Annotated in this window: 19 protein-coding genes and 1 pseudogene; 9 read left to right on the forward strand and 11 right to left on the reverse strand. The window is 53.2% G+C overall.

The window, feature by feature from the left end; translation table 11 throughout:
• The first annotated feature begins 101 nt into the window (after positions 1–101).
• On the forward strand, positions 102–467 hold the full coding sequence (locus PspS35_RS22000) for a DUF2784 domain-containing protein (RefSeq protein ID WP_159936781.1): 366 nt from the start codon (positions 102–104) through the stop codon (positions 465–467).
• A 332-nt stretch (positions 468–799) separates the two neighbouring features.
• Here the strand turns inward: PspS35_RS22000 and istB are convergent, their stop codons facing one another.
• The 4 genes and pseudogenes from istB to tnpB form a co-directional block, all read right to left on the reverse strand.
• The gene (gene istB, locus PspS35_RS22005) at positions 800–1,603 is read right to left on the reverse strand and encodes an IS21-like element helper ATPase IstB (protein WP_010466203.1); all 804 of its coding nucleotides are present in this window, start codon (positions 1,601–1,603) and stop codon (positions 800–802) included.
• A complete protein-coding gene (istA, locus tag PspS35_RS22010; protein WP_159935364.1) occupies positions 1,596–3,095 on the reverse strand; it encodes an IS21-like element ISPpu27 family transposase in 1,500 nt (499 codons plus the stop codon). Before istA ends, istB begins: the two co-directional genes overlap by 8 nt.
• Before the next feature lie 116 nt (positions 3,096–3,211).
• Positions 3,212–3,987: pseudogene (locus PspS35_RS22015) on the reverse strand (transposase); the annotation flags it as partial.
• Positions 3,988–4,160: 173 nt separating this feature from the next.
• Positions 4,161–4,364, reverse strand: coding sequence for an IS66 family insertion sequence element accessory protein TnpB (gene tnpB, locus PspS35_RS22020; protein WP_238785917.1), 204 nt, complete (start codon positions 4,362–4,364; stop codon positions 4,161–4,163).
• Here tnpB and PspS35_RS22025 point away from each other — a divergent pair.
• Both PspS35_RS22025 and PspS35_RS30430 read left to right on the forward strand, forming a co-directional pair.
• Positions 4,363–4,674 carry a hypothetical protein gene (locus tag PspS35_RS22025; RefSeq protein ID WP_159936782.1) on the forward strand — a complete coding sequence of 104 codons (312 nt, stop codon included), beginning with the start codon at positions 4,363–4,365 and terminating at the stop codon, positions 4,672–4,674. The two genes, tnpB and PspS35_RS22025, sit on opposite strands and share 2 nt — an antisense overlap.
• 157 nt (positions 4,675–4,831) lie before the next feature.
• Positions 4,832–5,014: a DUF3596 domain-containing protein gene (locus PspS35_RS30430; protein ID WP_238785919.1), complete on the forward strand. Its 183-nt coding sequence runs from the start codon at positions 4,832–4,834 to the stop codon at positions 5,012–5,014.
• A 231-nt stretch (positions 5,015–5,245) separates the two neighbouring features.
• Here PspS35_RS30430 and PspS35_RS22035 read toward each other — a convergent pair whose 3' ends face one another.
• From PspS35_RS22035 to PspS35_RS22060, 6 genes are all read right to left on the reverse strand, one after another.
• Entirely contained in the window at positions 5,246–5,656 is a 411-nt protein-coding gene (locus PspS35_RS22035; protein WP_159936783.1) for a hypothetical protein, read from the reverse strand.
• Between the two features lie 81 nt (positions 5,657–5,737).
• Positions 5,738–6,736, reverse strand: coding sequence for a fimbrial protein (locus PspS35_RS22040; protein WP_159936784.1), 999 nt, complete (start codon positions 6,734–6,736; stop codon positions 5,738–5,740).
• 43 nt (positions 6,737–6,779) lie between these two features.
• Entirely contained in the window at positions 6,780–9,362 is a 2,583-nt protein-coding gene (locus PspS35_RS22045; RefSeq protein WP_238785921.1) for a fimbria/pilus outer membrane usher protein, read from the reverse strand.
• A 119-nt stretch (positions 9,363–9,481) separates the two neighbouring features.
• Entirely contained in the window at positions 9,482–10,168 is a 687-nt protein-coding gene (locus PspS35_RS22050; protein ID WP_159936785.1) for a molecular chaperone, read from the reverse strand.
• Positions 10,169–10,230: 62 nt separating this feature from the next.
• Positions 10,231–10,755, reverse strand: coding sequence for a fimbrial protein (locus PspS35_RS22055; RefSeq protein WP_137205655.1), 525 nt, complete (start codon positions 10,753–10,755; stop codon positions 10,231–10,233).
• A 231-nt stretch (positions 10,756–10,986) separates the two neighbouring features.
• Positions 10,987–12,051, reverse strand: a complete 1,065-nt coding sequence (locus PspS35_RS22060) for a fimbrial protein (protein WP_159936786.1) — start codon at positions 12,049–12,051, stop codon at positions 10,987–10,989.
• Positions 12,052–12,632: 581 nt separating this feature from the next.
• Between PspS35_RS22060 and PspS35_RS22065 the strand changes: the two genes are divergently transcribed.
• From PspS35_RS22065 to PspS35_RS22090, 6 genes are all read left to right on the forward strand, one after another.
• Entirely contained in the window at positions 12,633–13,205 is a 573-nt protein-coding gene (locus tag PspS35_RS22065) for a fimbrial protein (RefSeq protein WP_137205657.1), read from the forward strand.
• 54 nt (positions 13,206–13,259) lie between these two features.
• Positions 13,260–13,958 (forward strand): molecular chaperone, encoded by a 699-nt coding sequence (locus PspS35_RS22070; protein ID WP_159936787.1) that lies wholly within the window; start codon positions 13,260–13,262, stop codon positions 13,956–13,958.
• Positions 13,959–13,999: 41 nt separating this feature from the next.
• Complete coding sequence (locus tag PspS35_RS22075) at positions 14,000–16,591, forward strand: fimbria/pilus outer membrane usher protein (RefSeq protein ID WP_159936788.1); 2,592 nt, start codon at positions 14,000–14,002, stop codon at positions 16,589–16,591.
• Entirely contained in the window at positions 16,581–17,537 is a 957-nt protein-coding gene (locus PspS35_RS22080) for a fimbrial protein (protein ID WP_159936789.1), read from the forward strand. Before PspS35_RS22075 ends, PspS35_RS22080 begins: the two co-directional genes overlap by 11 nt.
• Positions 17,538–17,555: 18 nt before the next feature.
• Entirely contained in the window at positions 17,556–18,035 is a 480-nt protein-coding gene (locus PspS35_RS22085; protein ID WP_137205661.1) for a fimbrial protein, read from the forward strand.
• A gap of 67 nt (positions 18,036–18,102) precedes the next feature.
• On the forward strand, positions 18,103–18,585 hold the full coding sequence (locus tag PspS35_RS22090) for a fimbrial protein (protein WP_159936790.1): 483 nt from the start codon (positions 18,103–18,105) through the stop codon (positions 18,583–18,585).
• Positions 18,586–18,589: 4 nt separating this feature from the next.
• On the opposite strand, the gene PspS35_RS22095 is transcribed toward PspS35_RS22090, so the two are convergent.
• Positions 18,590–19,237, reverse strand: coding sequence for a response regulator (locus tag PspS35_RS22095; protein ID WP_137205663.1), 648 nt, complete (start codon positions 19,235–19,237; stop codon positions 18,590–18,592).

Raw genomic sequence — 19,237 nt, forward strand, 5'->3', positions numbered from 1 at the left:
AGATCCTGGGGCAACGACTAAAAGGATTCAGCACAATAACGGCCCCGCTTACCTGCGGGCAACCCTTTAAACTACGCCCTCTTCCTTTTGAAGCGCACACAATGCTCTACCGTCTAGCTGCCGACAGCCTCGTGCTGTTTCACCTGTGTTTTATCCTGTTCGTATTATTCGGCGGGCTGCTGGCCCTCACGTGGCGGCCGGTTATCTGGCTGCACCTGCCTGCTGCCGCGTGGGGCGTGGCCGTCGAAGTTTTCCACCTGCCCTGCCCACTGACGCGCTGGGAAAACCTGCTTCGCCAGCTCGCCGGCCAGGACGGCTACGGCGGTGGGTTTATCGAACATTACATAGTTGCGCTTATCTATCCGGCTGGCCTGACTGCGCAGATCCAATTGGTGCTGGGCGCCCTGGTGCTGCTGATCAACATTGCGGTGTATGCGCGGTTGATTCGGCGTTACGTACAGGCTTGAGACGGTCACACGGATAAAAATGAACATCCAGCCGCGAGAACCTGGGGGAACGTCCTGGATATTTTCACTTGGGCCCGCTGCAACCATCGCTATATAGTAAATATCATAGCGCTATCAAGGAGAGAGACCGGTGTCCGCACAACCCAAAGAAGCCGTAGGCACTGTCGGCGCTGAATGAAAACTGACCCACCCTGCCGATTGAAAATTGACCCAGGGCGGATTGCTGATTTTGGCATCAGCAATTGTGGATAAGCTTAGCAGTCGTGTCCCGGTGGAAGAGGCATTAAAGCCCCACCGCATTTGGGCATGCGGCAGGGTATTTTCGGTGCGGATCAAAACAGCTCATCGTCCTCGGCACCATCATTGTCTTTGCGCTTTCGTTCACGTGATTTGATCTTGGTCTGGGCGACCAAGCTGCTGTGTTGCAGGCGGTAGGACTCGTTGCCCGTTTCGACGATGTGGCAGTGGTGTGTCAGCCGATCCAGCAACGCCGTTGTCATCTTGGCGTCACCAAACACGCTCGACCATTCCGAGAAGCTGAGGTTGGTGGTGATCACCACGCTGGTGTGCTCGTACAGCTTGGACAGCAAATGAAATAACAGGGCACCACCGCTCTGGCTGAAGGGCAAATACCCCAGTTCATCGAGTATCACCAGGTCTGTTCGTAGCAGCCCTTGAGCGATGCGGCCCGTCTTGCCGTCGTACTTTTCGCGCTCCAGCAGATTGACCAGATCCACCGTGGAGTAGAAGCGCACGCGTTTGTGATGCGTCGTGATCCCGGAAACGGCCAAGGCGGTGGCGAGGTGTGTTTTGCCTGTTCCAGGCCCGCCGATGAACACGACATTCTGCGCGGTATCGGTGAACTCCAGGTTGGACAGATCCCTGATCAGGCGGGCATCTGCGCTGGAAGCGCTGAAGTCGAAGCCGGCCAAATCACGATGCATGGGCAGTTTGGCCATGTTCATCTGATGATTCACTGAGCGCACCGCTCGATCTGCATGTTCTTGTTGAAGCAGATGTTCGAGCAGCCATTTCGAGGATGCCGTCGAAGCTTCTCCTTGCGAGGCTAGTTCTTCCCAGGCGCTGGCCATGCCATGCAGACGCAGTTCTTTGAGTTCCGCCATAAGATCACGCATTGCGAGTCTCCTCATCGGTGGTACGGAGCCGGTCGTAGCGTGCCGTATTGGCGACAGGCGCTATCTTGAGTTGAAGGCTGGTTTCGGCAGACGGAGGGGCTGCTGTCGATGTCAGTCGAGCCAGGACATTCAGGATGTGGTCAGCACTCAAGCTGCCGGATTCAAGTACCAACTCCACAGCCACCAATACGGCGTCGAGCCCGGCGATGGGAACAGCCGCCAGTACTTGAGTCATGACTCGATCACCATTGGTGTGCCGCCTCAGACCGCGTTTTAGCAGTTGCAACGGCTTCGGCAGATCGGCAAACGGAGCGCCATTGCGCAGCGCACCGGGCTTGCGTTCGATGAGCGGGATGTAATGCTGCCAGTCAAAACTGACCTGATCTCGATCAAACAGGCGCTCGTGACTGGCAATCATCGTTTCATCGGCGATGACCACCACCCGTGTGGGATACAAACGGCTGCTGACCCACTGGCCGACCCGCTCACACGGCACCGAGTAGCGATTTCGCGCCACGCTGATCAGGCAGGTGCTGGAGACCCGTACGGTGCGCTCGACGTAGCCATCAAAGGCAGTCGGCATCGGCATCAATTCGGCGCGTTCTAGCTCCAGGACGTCCGCCACTGTCAGCCCGTTGTACTGCGGGTGCACCAGTTCGTCCCAGAGCGCACGGCAGCGTTGGCCGAGCCAGGCATTCAATTCCTCGAAGGTATGGAACATGCAGTTTTGAGCATCGAGCCAGATGCGCCGTCGGCTGTCTTGAACGTTCTTTTCAACGATGCCTTTTTCCCAGCCGGAGGCCACGTTGCAGAAGTCCGGATCGAATAGGTAGTGGGCACACATGACGGCAAACCGGGCATTGACTGTGCGGCCTTTGCCTTTGTTGACCTTGTCGACAGCCGTTTTCATATTGTCGTAGATGCCGCGACGCGGCACCCCACCTAACGCGCCAAACGAGCGGGTATGGGCATCGAACAACATCTCGTGGCCTTGGCTGGGATACGCAACCAACCAAAATGCGCGACTGGCGCACAGCTTCATATGGGAGACCTGGATGCGTCGGAACAGGCCGCCGATCAGCAGACCTTCTTCGCTCCAGTCGAATTGAAAGGCCTCCCCGAGTGCAAAGGTCAGCGGCACAAAGGCCCGAAAAGACTTGCCTTGCTCGCCGCGCCACGCGCGTATGAAGGCGGTGAGCTGGCTGTAGCCGCCGTCGTAGCCCTCGGCCTTGATCTGCTCGAAGAGTGCTTTGGCACTCCTGCGGTTGTGCTTTGCCCGAAACGAATCGGCCTTGAGCGCCTGCTCCAGCGTCTCGTGAAATGGACTGAGTTTGTTGAAGGTTGCGCACCGTTGGTACGCCGGCTGGGTGGCTTCGGGTGCTCTGACCCATTTTCGAATGGTGTTTCTCGACAGTCCGGTACGCTTGGCTATCTGATGCAGCGAGAGCTTGTCGCGGAAGTACATCCGCCGGATTTTTCCCAACATTTCCATGCTGATCACCCTGTGTTCTCCTGCTCGAAAAGTGAGCAGAAGCAGTTGAACACCTGGGTCAGTTTTCAGTCGGCAGAACAGCCTTTACTGGGTCAGTTTTCGGTCAGCGGCAACAGCTCTTTCAACACCTGGACGCGGATTTCATCGCAATAGATCACCGGACTATCCAGTAATCGGTCGCGTCTCAAATTCAAATTCAGCAGCGGCTGAAAGTGTTCGCTGCACTGGATGACCCAGCGCGCGCGAGTCTGACGCGGAATATCAATGCCGTGTCGGCTAAGCACCGTTTCAAACAGGTGCAGCGGCAAGCCATCAACATACTTGGTGGCCGGCAACAGGGCCAACACGCTGGGGCTGGCCATGCTTTTTTCGATCAACTAAGCCGATTTTCCGCGGTGACCGGTGCAGTTTCGCAACCTCGGCAAGCTTAGATCTTGCGGATATATTTGATTACGCGGGCCTGCATCGGCAGGATATCCAACTGCTAGCTGGTTTCCTAGCCAATGGAATGCTTGCGGCAACCCTAGATACAGGTCAGCTCATGTTCTGGCAGTTCATGGATAACTTCGATACGTGGTAGCCCAGCCGACAATGGCTTGCGATTTCCACGGCGACGTATCGGTGCAAAGACTTCTTCATCTGAGTCGCCAACTAGCGGCATGGGTTCGCTTTCAGGCTCGTTGAACAAGCCCAATTGCGGCGTGTTGCGCTCAACTGTTTGGTCGGACTTGCGCCCAAACAGACAGTCGCGCAACAGCTTGATATGTTCTTTCAGGTCGACAATATGGGGCTGATAAGCGTGCGCCGGTTCTTCCTGGCGACCGAGTACCTCAAGCAGCAGTCGCTTGAGCAAAACAGGATCATCAGGAAGGTTGTCGGGTATAGAAGTTATGGCCCGGATTGTGTCGGGGCACGCCACTTAGCGAGTCTTCAAAACCTAATGAGGACGGTTGCGCTAGAGGTCGAAACCGTCCAGCAGCCAGTTCAGTTCCTGGACGCAGATGGTAATCGCCTCGTCCGTGGCATCGGGCGACGTTTTAAGCGCTCGGGCTCCAGGCGCTTGAGTCAAAGGCAGAAGCCGTTGCGCTCACAGTACAAAATATTCACGCGGTTGCGGAACTTGTAGAAAAAGACGAAAAGCACCGGATCGAACACGGCTACTTTAATGTGCAGCTCGACCAACGCGGCGAGGCCGTCGATGGATTTTCGAAAGTCCACCGGCTTGGGGAAGATGTACACTTTTTCGACTTTGGCGTCGGGTCGCATCATGGCGGGGCTGGCTCCAAAAAGAGATCGGGAGTACAGCATCGGGGATGAAAGACGGGCTAGGAATGAGGGAACATGGATCACTTACAGTCAACAAGCCGAAGCCCAGATCGGTAACGGTTCGGTGGTCCATCGGGCTACGGTGAACAATCGTACGTTCAGCCACGAGCTCTGGCTGGAATTGGGCGGTCTGCTTGGTGGTATTGGCCTGGCTTTCGTTATTGAATTCCTGGATGACCGCCTGAAATCCGAATCCGATGTGCATCGATATATCGGCTTGACGGTGATCGCCAAGGTGCCGCAACTGGATTGACCCATTGTGCACGAACGCCCCATAGTCCCTCGTGTCACGGGGAGTTTTGCCCGCTTGGTGTTGATACCTCCGATAACCGTCAACGGCTTCGCTCACGCTAATCGTCGAGGCTGATAATGCGCGCTCTGACCGAAACCACGCTAGCTCGCGGAGTCAATTGCGCGGGGAGAAATGCCGGGAAGCAGTCCCAGGTGGCAACACGCCCAAGATCGTGGCCCAAGTGCGCTTGGTCGAAATCATCGAGTACAAAATCCACACCGGCACGTTCGATTATGTACGGCACTTCCCCAACTCGGCCAAGCTGGTCGAGATCACCTTCGGGCACTGCCTGGACCTGTAGCTAAAGATCAAGGCCAATAGCCAGACCTGGGAAGATGTCAACCTCGAGCAAAGCACCGCAACCTTTCGGAGATCGATGGTATGCGGGGCTTCCCGCGTGACGAAACACTCCTATCGACGCGCAAGGTCCGTCTACTCGCCCCAGGCTGGGATGCTCTGCAGAAAATCGACGCGTTGAACCGGAATAGGGAGGCGCACACAGTTGATTGCCGTAACGGCGCTACCGTTTTGATTAGGATGACGTTAGGTAATCCAAGATTTCATGCGCGCGCACAGGGTGCCTGATCATTCCCAGCAGCGAAATATGATGAGCTTTTGCCCATGCAAACACGCGAAAGTGGTCATCAAAAGTAAAATCTCCAACCAGCAAAAATCGCTTGACCCGCCCACCACAATTAATATCTATAAGATGCTGCACATCAACACTTCCAACTTTAAAATCATCCAACAAAAAAATATCAACACTCCGTAAATTACCTAACGCCCTGCGCACATCTTTCATATTCGAACACAGAACAACTTTGAAATAACCAAGGCAATTCAACATCGCACTATAGTTAAGTAAAACTCCCGAATGCTGACACATAACAACAATATTTTCTTGATCAGAGCCCATAACACTTAACACCTGCATCAGCGCCATATCAGTATCTGGGCGCTCGCCACGCCAGACAAACTTATTCCCAAAAAAAGTTTCGCCACTAAAGCTTAATACTTAGCTGATTTAGTTGTATATCAACGTAAAAGTAGCGCTAGCACTCGCCTGACCGGCCGTCACGGTCGCCGCGCTGCGAAAGTATCGAGCACTTAACACAATATCAAACACACCGGTAGCCGAAGGTGTACCAATGCTGATTTTAGCGCCCGTGGTCAACGGGCTGCCGTTGCGCAGAATCTGAAGTGCCACGCCGGTCGCAGCGGTGCCTGAGGTGGACGGGTCCAACATGAGCACCCCATTTCTGTAATCCACTGTACCGGAGGCTCCCGGATCAATCTGCAGTTTAACCGCCGTCCCGACGTCACAGGCCAAAGGAATGGAAAAATATACTTCCGGCATGGTCGCGCCATAACTACTGGAGGAAAATTTTGAACTGTTCACTGTACCCATGGGCACAGTGATTGCTGTATTAGACAAGGTGCAACCGTAGCTTCTAATTTTAAACGCAGTGCTTTGTATTAAAGCTTCAGGAGATTGATAGACGCTCTTGTCATTTTGCAGAATAAAACTAGCCAATGACTGTGCAGGAACGCTGGACGACGTTACATTCGCCACCTTGTAAAAGGTGAAGCCTAGTGATCCCTGAATAGGCTGGTTCTCGAACATGCCATTGACAAAGCATGCATATCCAATATTGGAACCACTTACCAAATAATAATTTTTAACTGAAACACAGGCACTGTTCGATTCCAATTGGACAGTATAACCGATGCCTGTAGACGCGGGCCCTAACAAGTAGACATTACGACCGTTTATCGCTGTGGACGATGTACCGTACCCTTTAACTCCGTATGACTGAAAAGTCAACACCGGCGCCTCGTTAGTACATTGATAAGTTGAAAGAGTCCCGGTGGAAACGGCTGTCCCAATGACTGACCCGATCGCGGTATCCCGAGTGACGACCATGTCGGGGATCGTCAGGGTTGTTGTGGGTATCAAGGTCGTGCAGGTATAAGCATACGCCCTCGGAGTGAAACCGAACATACCCGCGGTCACGAGGACCATGGCCACGCACGTTAATTTTGTATTAAACATCACTTTTCTCATATCAGTAACATACCGCATCCAAGCTTTGAATCGCCGCAGAGACAGTTGCACCATGATTACTGACGGGCGACGGCAAGTTGAAGTTCACTCGGCACAAGTGCAGAGCGCGAGGGCCCCATCGCACCGCCAGTTGGCCTCCCTGTGGCACCCCACTCAGGTACACCTCGCCGTTACTCCCCACAATTGAGGAGTTGCTGCCGTCGTCCACGCTGTCGTTTATCAACTCTACCTGCGCACCAAATGGAACCGCTCGGCCTTTATACGTGAGGTTGAACAAAACACGACTGCCCACTCGGGTCACAAAATCGGCCAACACCACCGCGCCCTGAGTTGGAATAACAGTTTGCGAGGTAGTCTTGATATCCACATCCTCCGGCAACGTCTGGGTATCGAGTGTGACGCTGTTCTTGCGGTAAGTGCTGACATATGGAACCACCGCATAACCTTTGGAGTCGGTGTAGACGCCCGTATTGTTTGCCACTTTCACATCACTGGCACCCGGTGCTCTCACCAATGCCAGGGTATCGCCCAATGGCTGCGAAAGCGTCACGCCATAAGGATGGACGACAACACCACCTTGCACGCCATAGTTGATCTGGCGCGAACCGTCACTGTAGTTGTAGCTGCCATTGAGCTGCCCGCTGGCACCCCGATAATCAGCACTCAAGCTCCCGCTGTTACCGGCGCGGACTCCATGGGTCTGCTGGGCGTTGTAATTGAAGTTATTATCGGCCAATGCCGTGCCGCTGATACCTGCTTGCTGCGACACAAGGCCTTGCTTGTCAGCATTGGCGCTGTAGGTAATCCACATGTTTGGCCTCAGGATATCCAATGGAATTTGGACGGTGAAAGCCAATTGCTGATCGCTCGTATTCAGACTCGGGGACTGACTGAAGGTGTAGCTAAGGCTATAGGAAACGCCTCTGTGGCTGATGTTGTAGCCCGCACTGATATTGCGTTCATAACCCGTGCGTGCCCAATAATCTTGTTGGTAACCGGACAGATAAACGCTGCCGTAACGCCCCATTGACTGATTGATGCTGAGTTGAGTCTTGCTCCGTTTTATATAGCCTTGCACGCGGCTGTCCAATCCCGAGGCTTGGGATTCATTGGCTTCTTGGAAGTCGTAATAGCCGTCGGTGGCGTAACGGTAGCCGGCCAACGTGAAGGTAGTACCGGTAGCCTGAATATCCTTGGCGTATTGCACACGGTAAGAACGCCCCTGACGATCTGAACCATCCTTGAGTTGCGCGTTGGCCTGGGTCACATCGAATGACAAGGAGCCAATATCACCGAATCCGCGGCTGACGCCCACCGCCATAGCATTATAATTATTGGCAAAAAGCTGACCGCCATACACCGTCGTGGACCAAGGTAGACCATATACCCAAGCGCTTTGCATGAACGTGGGTGTTTCGGCACCCTGAATTTGCGATGCGAACTGACCTGCGGTGACCGAGTATTTAAGCTGGCGCTCACGCACCATCGTCGGCACTGCAGAAAACGCCTGGACCGATCGCCGTTCGGTGCCATCTGCCTCTTTGATGATGACCTCAAGGTCGCCACTGGAGGATGTCGGATATAAGTCGGAGATCGCGAATGCACCGGGTGCCACATAAGTCTGATAGATGATGTAGCCGTTCTGACGGACCGTCACCTGAGCGTTACTTCGGGCAATACCACGAACCACAGGCGCAAAACCTCTCAGGCTGTCGGGGAGCATGTTGTCATCCGACGCTACTTGGACACCTTTGAACTGCACACTGTCGAAGACATTGCTCGGCGTGAATCCTTGGCCGACAGTCAGTTGACCTTTGATACGCTGAATATCGCGCTGTACGTAGGTATTGATACTGCTCCAACTGCTACTATTCTGCCCACTGTCGGTGTAGGTTGAATAGTTACGAAAGCGCCACGCACCTAGATTGGCGCCACTGTGCAGGTTCAAGTACTCGCTGTTACTGGTAACCGACGTGGTGTCATAACGGGTATTGGAACCACTGAAGCTATAGTTGAACAACGCCGCGGGGATGCCTTCATCCCAAGTGTTGGGGTCGACAAATTCACGCGCTTCAACATTCAGTGCAGCCTGCGGAATACTGATATCGAGTCGTTGTTCGGAAAAGTTCAGCTGACTAACCGCGGCAGGTATATAGAACCCCAAATCAGTAACGACCGCCGCGCCGTCGATCGCATCGAGTGCCGGAAAAGCCGCAACTTTTACGCCCATATCCCTTAGCTGCTGCACCGTCAACTCCGCTTGTAGCGCATCACCCTGCTTAACAAACGAAACATCACGAGTGTCAATTTCGCGATCATTCAAATAGATGTCCACGTGGTAGCGGCCGGGCAACTGCCCGCCCGCATGGGAAAACAGCGCGAGGCTAAGAGCCGGCGCAGCGGGGTCGCTCAGCTCAAGGGCATAGGGATTGAAGTAGTCATCTGCCAGTGCGCCATCGCAGAATAGCAATACGACGACGCCTATATAAGCTCCCAGCACACGGGGCACAATGATCGTGATTAAACGTACGGGCTTGCAATGCGACCGTCGCCATCCCCGATGAAGCATTGAGATACCAAGCATTTAACCTTCCCAGGAAATCTTGATGCCCCTCCATAGGAGGAAAGCACGCCCGCTCGCTGTAACGGCGGCACAATAATGAACTGTTCGCTATTGCCATCAGCCGGCGAAAATACCAGAACTTACAACTGAACTTTGGCCGGCAGCGTGATGCCGCCGTAATCCGTAATGGCTTGCCAAGTAATAGTGGAATTGTCAGGCACCGCGACTGGCCAATGCAGCGTGCCATGAGGGGCGACCATTTGCGGGTTTTCAATGGCGACGCCGCCCACCTTGACGCTGTAGAACGACACATAGAACGGCGTAGGGTTACTAACCTGAAGCTGTTGACCCTGCCGAGTAAATGTCAAAGCCTTATAAGCCTCATCGGCGTTCTGCCCGCTGAGTGAAGACGGTCGGTAGAACAACTTCAATTGTGCCTTTACGGTAATCTGCAGCTGGTTGAATTCGGAAAGTTTGGAGGAGGGAATCGACTTTATGTTGAGCATGAAAACTGACTCTTGACGTTCTGTTAGATTCCCTCCAACTTTCACGATGCGCAGGGCATTCTGTTGACCAGGGTCCAGTCGAAACAGCGGAGGCGTGATGACAAACGGAACCTTGGTCGTGTCGATACTGGACATATTTTGCAACCAGGACTGAATAAGATAAGGCGTAGTTTTCTCCGGATTATTGATGGACAAACTGGCCTCCCGTTTACTCGCGTCATAAACCAAACGTGTGCCTCCGATCACCACACCCGCTTGCGCATGATCTATATAAGCTACTATTCCAGCCGCGACGCACACGCTGGCTAACCACTTTTTCATCAAGACCTCCTTATCTACCCTTCTAAAAAGCCGCTACGAAAGAAGCTCTCGTAGCGGTTTCATCAGTTGTAAGCGATAGTGAAGTTGGTAACCGAGTTTGCCGTACCGGCGGTTACACTGGCGGCTGTTGACACGTACTTGGCAACGTAATCGATTGAGGCGTTACCCGTTGCGTCGAACGTAATAGTTGAAGAGGCGGTTTGAAGCGGAATGAGTGTACTGCCATTGGCTTCATAGATACCAATACCCACACCGCCAGCGGTTTGTCCGCTGCTCAAAGCCAACAAGTTGCTGTTAGTCGTATTGGCGACACCGTCGAACTTGATGCTGGCAGAGGCCAGCGTATCCGGGCAAGCGCTGAGCGCGATAGTAAAGCGAGTTGGCGATGCCGTCACGCCGGCGCCGCCCGTGAAAGAGGAAGCCGTGACGGTTCCAAGATTGACAGTCTGCGAGGCACTGGCGGTGCTGACTGTACAAGCGGCAGTTGTGATATTGCCAGTGAAGTTGATGGTGCCGTCGGCAGCGGCCGCCGCTGTAGAGCACACCAGCGACGTAGCCAACGAAACCCAAAGCAAATTGACTTTCATAAATTCTCCAAGCCCAACAATTCAAGGTTGCGCGGGCGATAAACTTTAAGTGGAATCGAGCGATTGAAATAGTGCCTGCAAATGCGCGCCCCTGAATATAGGACGATCCTTAAAGTCTCACCTTGATGACCCTGCCATCCTTGATCACGGGAAAATTCAGTAGCGTTTTTTTTGCGCCGCATGCCACATCGACAACTTCACGACAGGCAAGCAAGCTAACAATTAATTAAGCTATTCATAGGACATTGTGAACGTCGCCGTTGCATTGGCGGTACCGGGGGTCAACTTATCTGCCGTTCGAAAATAACGAGCCGAGAACGCTAAATTGTATTCCCCTGTTTCACCAGGCACGCCCATTGTTAGAAAGGAACTTATTACAACGGGCGTCCCTCCCTGCAAAATTTGGAGCGCCACACCAGAAGCAGCGGTTCCATCACCCGATGAATCAAGATTAATTACGCCTTTATTTGCATTAAGTACGCCTGCAGCGCCTGAATCAATGCTTATGCGTACCCGTGTTCCCGCGTCGCACACTAACGGAACAGAAAAAAACTGCTCCCCCCCTGTATCCCCGTAACTAGCACCAAAACGGCTGCGATTGACGGAACCTAAAGACACGGAGATTTGAGAACGCTGTACTTCGCAGCCAGCACTGAGCACACCGACGCCCGAGGTATAAATAGGGTAGTTTGGGCTAATATCGACACCCGGCGAGCCCAATGACACGCTTTGTCTATCATAGAAGGCCGCCACAAGCTGAGTAGGGACTGAGGTATTAGTTATGGGGCCTATCTTATAAAATGTTAATTTCAACGCATTAGCAGTCCTACTGGAGGCGCCTAATGTCTTTGCGTTAGATAAAACATCAAGCTCGTTATCACCAGCGGTGATGTAACTTTTAACATCCTGCGTTGCTGCATAGATAGCATAGCCCACTCCAGTGGCCGCCGAACCCAGCACGTAAATGTTCCTGCCATTAATTTGCCCAGCGGGGACGCCATACCCCCTGACACCAAAAAACTCACCGTAACCACTGTCACTTACCGAATTCACCGCACATCCGTACGCGACAACATTTGATGCCGAAACAGTCATAATCTCAGAACCTATTGCCGCATCTCGCATAACAGTCATGCTAGGGATTGTCAAAGTCCGCGACCCATTAGATATGCACGTATAGGTGGCGCCATAGGCAGTCCCAACACCGTATAAGATGCACGCTATGACAGCTAAAAAGCGACCCAATAAACGTCCACGGCAAGTGAAGAAATAGCTCATATAAAAAATAAATTCCATTTATTACTCCAGCGACCTGCGCCCTACTTAAAAGGTAAACCAATGCACACCTTAATGAAATGAGACGATCCTTAAAAATATCCTCCCACTGTTTATGAATGCTCCAACACGCTGCACGCTCAACGTTCAGCCGCTAAACAACACCTACAGTGGCCGGATGCAGCCCATTAAATACGGTGCACGAGAATAGGCACCGGCGATAGTTCCCTTGAGACTGATATCACCATCGACAGTGTTATCAACTGTAGGAAACGCCACCTAAGCGACCAAAAATAGCCAAACCAAATCATTCCTCATAAAGCATTCAAAGCTCAACGAGCTTAGTACGCAATATAAGTAAACAATGCGTGAAATCGAGGGACTGCCGGAGTAGCAAATTCGGTGAACATTGAATATAAGACAATCCTCAATATTACACCATTTCATTACGCCACCACATAACCGTGAAAAAACACATCACGGTTTCATTTGAGAATCGCCTTATAGCATTGACATTATTCCAACTGCCAAGATAAAAGCACTTGCGGGAGTAAAACCGCAAGTACCTTATATTGGATAGTTACGTACAGGAGCTACGCCCCATGATTAATAACACCGCCAGATGCTCAGCGCTGTGCGCGTCGTCGCTTTTGATGGTTTTCGCTGCCACCGTCAACGCCGCCGACGGCCAGGTCGAGTTCACCGGAAGTGTAAATGACAATGCCTGCACTATTATGACCGATAGTGTCAGTAAAACGGTAAGTTTGGGCCAGGTGCAACTGTCCAGCTTTGCCGCAGCTGTGGGCTCTACCGCTAACGCTACACCGTTCTCGATCAGCCTCGAAAACTGCAGCACATCGACCAAGAAGAACGTAGCTATTACCTTCAGTGGCCAGCAGGATCTCACGGACGCTACGTTGCTGGGACTCACCGGCTCCGGTCAGGTTTCCGGACTTGCTATTCAAATAAATGACGCGCGTACCGGAACGAAATTGCCGCTTAATACCCCAACCACGGACTATGTACTGCGTCCGCAAAGTAATACTTACGACTTCACCGCGGCCTATGTCCGCACGGCAGCAGATACGGTTGACTCCGATGGCAATGTCACTGCCAGTGGTATCGGCACAGGTCAGGTCTATGCGTTGGCCAGCTTCGACGTAACTTATAAGTAATGCAACTTCCCCTGTGCTGGCCATACGCGGCACAGGGGTACTGAGGGTCAGTCAATGTTCTACAAATACTTACTTCCCTGCGTTCTGTCGCCCTTGATGTGCATTTTACCCGCACAGGCTGCAGTGACAGTCGGCGCCACCCGCGTAATTTACAACGGGGCGGAAAAAGAGGCAAACTTGACGCTGAGCAATAAAGGCGACGATGCACCGTTCCTCGTGCAGTCATGGGTCAGTCTTTACGGTGATACGGCAAGCAAAAGTGTGCCGGATTTTATCATTACGCCCCCTCTGTTTCGCTTGGATCCCAACGACGAAAACATTCTACGAATCATTCGGATCGATGAAAAAAAGTTACCAAAAAACCAGGAAAGCCTTTTTCTACTCAATATAAAGGCTATTCCGGCATTGAGTAAGTCGCAGGCGACGCAGAACGTTTTGCAAATTGCCTTGAAGACTACGATCAAGCTTTTTTACCGTCCAGCTGCACTAAAAGGCGAAGTCAAAGATGCCGTCCAACAGCTCAAATGGTCAGCCAGCAAGGGCCAACTCAACGTGCGAAACGACTCAGCTTTTAATATTGTAGTCAATGAAGTGAAGATCAACGGCCTGCTGATGAAATCGATGCCAGAACTCATTCCCCCTTTGAGCACCCTACAGCTAAAGATACACGCGCTTAACGGCGACGAGTTATCGCTAAGTTATATAGATGAGTATGGAAGCTCAAACAAAGCACCCGGTGTAATTGTCAATTGATTGCATAATGAAACCTGCAAAAACCAACTAAGGAAGTCTACATGCCCCGCTTGCTCCCTACTACGCTTAAGAGCAGTGGCAAAGGAGTCGGCTACCTTGTGGTGATGGGTGGCGGACTGCTGATGTCGCAAGTTCACGCAGCCTATCGCTTTGACGCCTCATTCCTGGAAATCGGCGGAGGTCCTGGCTCGGCGCAGGTAATTGAACAAGTCGACGCCATGAGCTCGGGGCAAATACCGGGATTGTACCGCGTCGACATTATTGTCAACGAGAAACTCATCGACCGACGCGACCTGCAATTTATCAAGGAAACAATCGCGCAGCCATCGGCAAACGGACTTTTCCCGTGTTTTGACCTCTCCTTTCTGCAAGGACGAGGGATAAAGGCCGAGTACCTATCGAATCCCACGTACACCACCAATGGCTGCGTCCTATTCACCGGTGCCATTGCCGATATCAGCTATCACTATGACTTCAACCGCCAGCGACTGTCCCTCGAGATACCCCAAGCCTACATTGGCCCACTACCTTTCGCGGTGCGCCGCCAACAGTGGAGCGACGGCGAACAAGTAGCCTTCAGCAACTACAGTTTTTCCGGTAGTACAAGCAAATACAATGATGCGCAACAAAATAATCAATTTGCCAGTTTGCGTAACGGCTTCAATATCGGCCCTTGGCGCCTGCGTAACTACTCTAATTGGCATAAAAGCACCGCCTCCCCTGGTAAGTGGCAGTCCCTGGAGTCCTATGTCCAACGCGACATGGGCAATTGGATGGCGATTGCGACGGTGGGCGAAACATCCACAGAAGGCGACCTCTTCCAGTCCGTCCCTTATAGGGGCGTAGAGATCGCTTCGGACCTGGACATGCTTCCCGAACAAAGTCGGGGATTTGCACCCGTCATACGCGGTATTGCGACGGGCCGCTCCCTCATAACCATCCGCCAACGCGGTTATGTCATCAACGAACAATGGGTGCCCTCGGGCCCTTTTGCACTCACCAATCTTTATTCCACCGCCGGAAACGGCGATCTAGAGGTGACCATCGAAGGCCCCAGTGGTGAGCGCCAACAGTTCACCCAATCGTTCTCATCGGTGCCCTACATGCTACGTGAGACCCAACAGAGCTATTCGATCGCGGCCGGCCAGTATCGCCCAAGCGAGGAGGACGCCGAAATTGCTAAGCCGGCATTGGTACAGGCCACGTTGCGTAGAGGATTGAGCACAAGCACTACCGTTTTTGGCGGAACGCAGATCAGTGAGAATTACACATCCGGCCTGCTCGGCTTCGCTCGTGACTTTGCTGGTGTGGGGGCGATCTCTGTGGATGTCACCCATGCTCAAAGTGACAACATCGGGGCCGCCCGCGAGAGCCTTTCGGGTCAGTCATACCGATTTCGTTATTCCAAATCCTTGTCGGCAACCCACACTAACTTCAGCCTAGTGGGTTATCGATATTCCACCAAGGGGTTTTATACATTCACCGAAGCGCTCGATAGCCAGGCCAACACCCGTTGGTACGACGGTGCTCAATACAGTCACACAAAGAGTAGTTTCAATGCAAGTGTCTCTCAGCAGTTCGGCTCCATGGGGGGGCTGTATGTCAACTTCTCAAAGTCCGATTACTGGAATGCCAGCCAAAGCAATACCTCCGTTCAGATTGGGTACAACTTCAGCATTGGCAGCGTCAATTACTCCCTCGGAGTGGCTCAGAGCGCGTCTCGGCAATCCAATAGCCGAAGCCTGTCGCTTAGCCTGAGTTTACCGCTTGGTACTCCCCAGAGCGGCAAGCGCGTCACCGTTAGCGCCACCCAGGATTCCCAAGGCTCCGCAGTGCGTTCGACCGGGCTCAGTGGCTCGGCCTATGACAATAACGCGCTGTCCTACAACGTCGGGCTCACTCAGCAAGTAACCCAGGCCGACAATGTCACGGGAGGATCCATAGCCGCACGTTATAACGCCGCCAACACAATCGTGCATGGCGGAATCAATCAGTCTGCGGATACTCGCCAACTCGAATACGGGATTGAAGGCGGCGTAGTGGCCTATAAAAGCAATCTGATGTTCACCCAGCCGCTTGGGGAAACCAATGTCATCGTCTCAACCCCAGGCGCCGCTGAGGTCGCAATATTGAACAAAAGCGGGATTCGTACCAACGGCGTCGGCTACACCGTGGTTCCGTCGGCGCAGCCTTATCGCAAGAACCGCATCGCGCTGGACACCGCCTCGCTGTCCGACGACACAGATATCTCAAAGCTGGTGCAGGAAGTCACGCCTAATCGAGGGGCGTTTTCGCTGGCGAAATTTGAGACGCGCATCGGTCGTCGCGTACTTCTGACCGTAATTGGTGAGTCGGGCCAGCCAGCCCCGTTTGCCGCCGACGTCCAGTTGTTCGGAATAGAGGGCGAACCGTTGGTCAGCGCCATGATGGCGGATAACGGCCGGGTCTATCTAACGGGTGTACCCGCGCGCTCCGAGTTGGTGCTCAAGGTCAACAATAATCGCTGGTGCGCTCAAGTGCTTGAACTTCCCCCGACAGATCAAGTTGAGGCGGCGATCGTACAAATGACTATTAACTGCGCAGTCAAATCCAAGGATGTGACCAGTGACAAAGGAATTCTTCATGATGAGTGAATGGCCCAGCACAAGCATCCGGCCATCGAGAGCCAAAAGTAGGTATTTTGGCAGTTGGCAACGCGCCCTTGCTATTGCGCTTCCCGTTGCGGCGACATTTGTCTTTATCGCTCCTCCCGCACACGCGCTGGTTGGCGGCAACCTCAATTGCGACGCCAAACAACCTTTACTTCGCTATACCTTCGAGGCAGGCCAGCAAATTGAAATTAACATCAGTGGCAGTTGCACCGTCACGCGCCGATTTCCCTACGGTGCAGCACTTAATCAACTGATCAGTTTAACCAGCGGCACCAGGCAACCGCGTTTTTCCATCATCAATAACTACACCGCCACGACGTTGCCGGAAGTGGGGCTAGGCTCCAACACCGGTGTCTGCCTCGGCGCAGGCTCAGTATGCAGAGAAGCACCGATCGGCACCGTTCTGCCGTACAACCTGTCACTTAAGGCTGTAGCGCCCGAACCAGGCAAATACAACTTCCACTTCCAGTTCGGGGTGACGTCCATCAATTGGCTCGATTACGCGGAGTGGATATTCGAACTGCCGATCGCCTACACCGTCACAGCCCCGGCGTGTAATTTGAGCTCCGCAAGTTCCGCGACGTTGAACTTCGGCTCGCTCAGCAGCGCGGATTACAGCGTTGCCAAGCAGACTGCGAATATCTCAGTCACCTGTCTGAGCGCGAAGACGGCGGACCTTGTGCTTACGTCATCGCAAACTGTTCTCAGCGCAGCGGGAGGGCTTTCCTATACCAGCTTGGCCGGCCTTTTTCTGCAAGCCCAATGGGCCGATACCGCCTCTGCCGTGACGCTGAACGCGACGCGGACGATACAGTTAGCCAAAGGCAGCAACACGGTCGCCATCAGCTTCATTCCCTACGTCATGAATCAGACGGTCCCTACAGGGACATTCCAAAATCAGTACACGCTGACCATCAACTATCGCTAACCGACGAGCGCACACATCATGATCAAGAATTTATCGCTGGCAGCGCTGGCAGCCTTCATCAACGTCCCAGCCTTTGCGGCCGACACCGTCAATATCAACGTCCGCGGGACGATGACCCGTCCTCCCTGCACGCTGACATCTGCGACAGCCTTGACGGCAAACTTCAACAGCGTTCGTACCGACGAGATCAGTAGCGCGCCGGTAGTTTCAGTCCCGGTGAAGATGACCTGTCCTTCAGGCTCGTCACTCAACATGAGTTTTACCTCGACCAACGGTACGATCTCCGCCACGGTCGCTAAAACGAACGTTACCAATTTGGGTGTTGCACTGCTATATGCGTCGGATTCAAGCGCCGCCAATATGGAGGGGGTCAAAAAGGCCTTTACCGGCTTGAACGGCAGCGTCGACCTGAGTTTGAACGCAAAATTGGTTTCAACGGGTACTGTCGCGGTGGGCAGTTATTCTTCTGCTTTGGTCCTGACCATCGACTACCTGTGAGGGGCACTAAGTGAAAGCTAACGCTCGGTCATGGCGCACTTGGTTTGATCTAGGCTCGATGGCCTTCATGCTTCACCTGGCCGCGACGCCGGCGTTGGCCGCAAGCTCCATGGACTACAAATTACAAATCGACGGCCAGCTGGTCAAACCGCCGTGCACGCCACAATTCCCAGCCACCATGCCGATAAATCTCGGGCAGGTATCGCGCAGTGATCTCAGCGCAAGTCGCAGTGCTACCACCGAGGTGCATCTGAGCTTTGAGTGCGCCCCAGGCAGTCGCGTGATACTTAAACTATTGCCGGGAAGTGGCCAACTAGCCCCGCAGATACTGAGCACTAGCTTGCCGCAATTAGGTCTCCAGATTCTCGTGAGTGGTATTTACTTAAACCTGGGCAACGTTTCGCCGAGCCTTGACACGGCATTGAGCATGCTCGCGGACGGGACTTCAATAGGCTTGATTCTTCGGGTAAAACCAGTTTTGTTGGGGGCCGCGTTGCCCTCCACCGGCGCGTTCACCGCAACCTTATTGATGGAAATGAGTTATCAGTGAGTCGTCATATAAACTGACCGGCCGTGATGCAATACGACACCAAGTCCAGATCACTCGTCACTTTCAATTTGCGCATGGCCGCCACTTTCTGTGCGCTTACAGTCTTGGCGCTTCTCTTTAGTTGAAGCGCAATGCTGCCAACACTGCTTCCCGCCATGAATAAGCGCAACACCTCAAGCTCTTTGGGTGACAGACTGGATAAGCGCTCGTCGACATCGCCGATGCTGGCAGACGCCAAACTGGCTGCGCCCTCGGCGTTCTGGCGCTGACGGTACGCGGTCAGCGCATCCAACGCATGCTGGATCTCATCTTGAAGTTGGCTCTTTTGCAAGACGGCAACGACACCCAGCTGATGAAGCCTGGAAAGAATCAGGCTGCTGGATATCATCGTCAGCACCACTATCTGCGTCTTCGGAAACTGCCTGACAAGATAACTGATGAGCTTGAGCCCATCACCATAGTTCGCATCACCTGGCATGTTAAAATCGGTCAGAACTACGTCGGGTGCATGAGCGGTCAGTTCAGCGATCAACTGCGTTGGACTGGTGGCCTCGGCCACGACTTTGAAGCGCGGGTCTCTGGACATCAATTCCCGGACGCCAACCAACACGATTGGGTGATCATCGGCTATTACAACTTTTATTTTACGCAT

This window comes from Pseudomonas sp. S35, assembly GCF_009866765.1.
In the GTDB taxonomy this organism is placed as follows: Bacteria; Pseudomonadota; Gammaproteobacteria; order Pseudomonadales; family Pseudomonadaceae; genus Aquipseudomonas.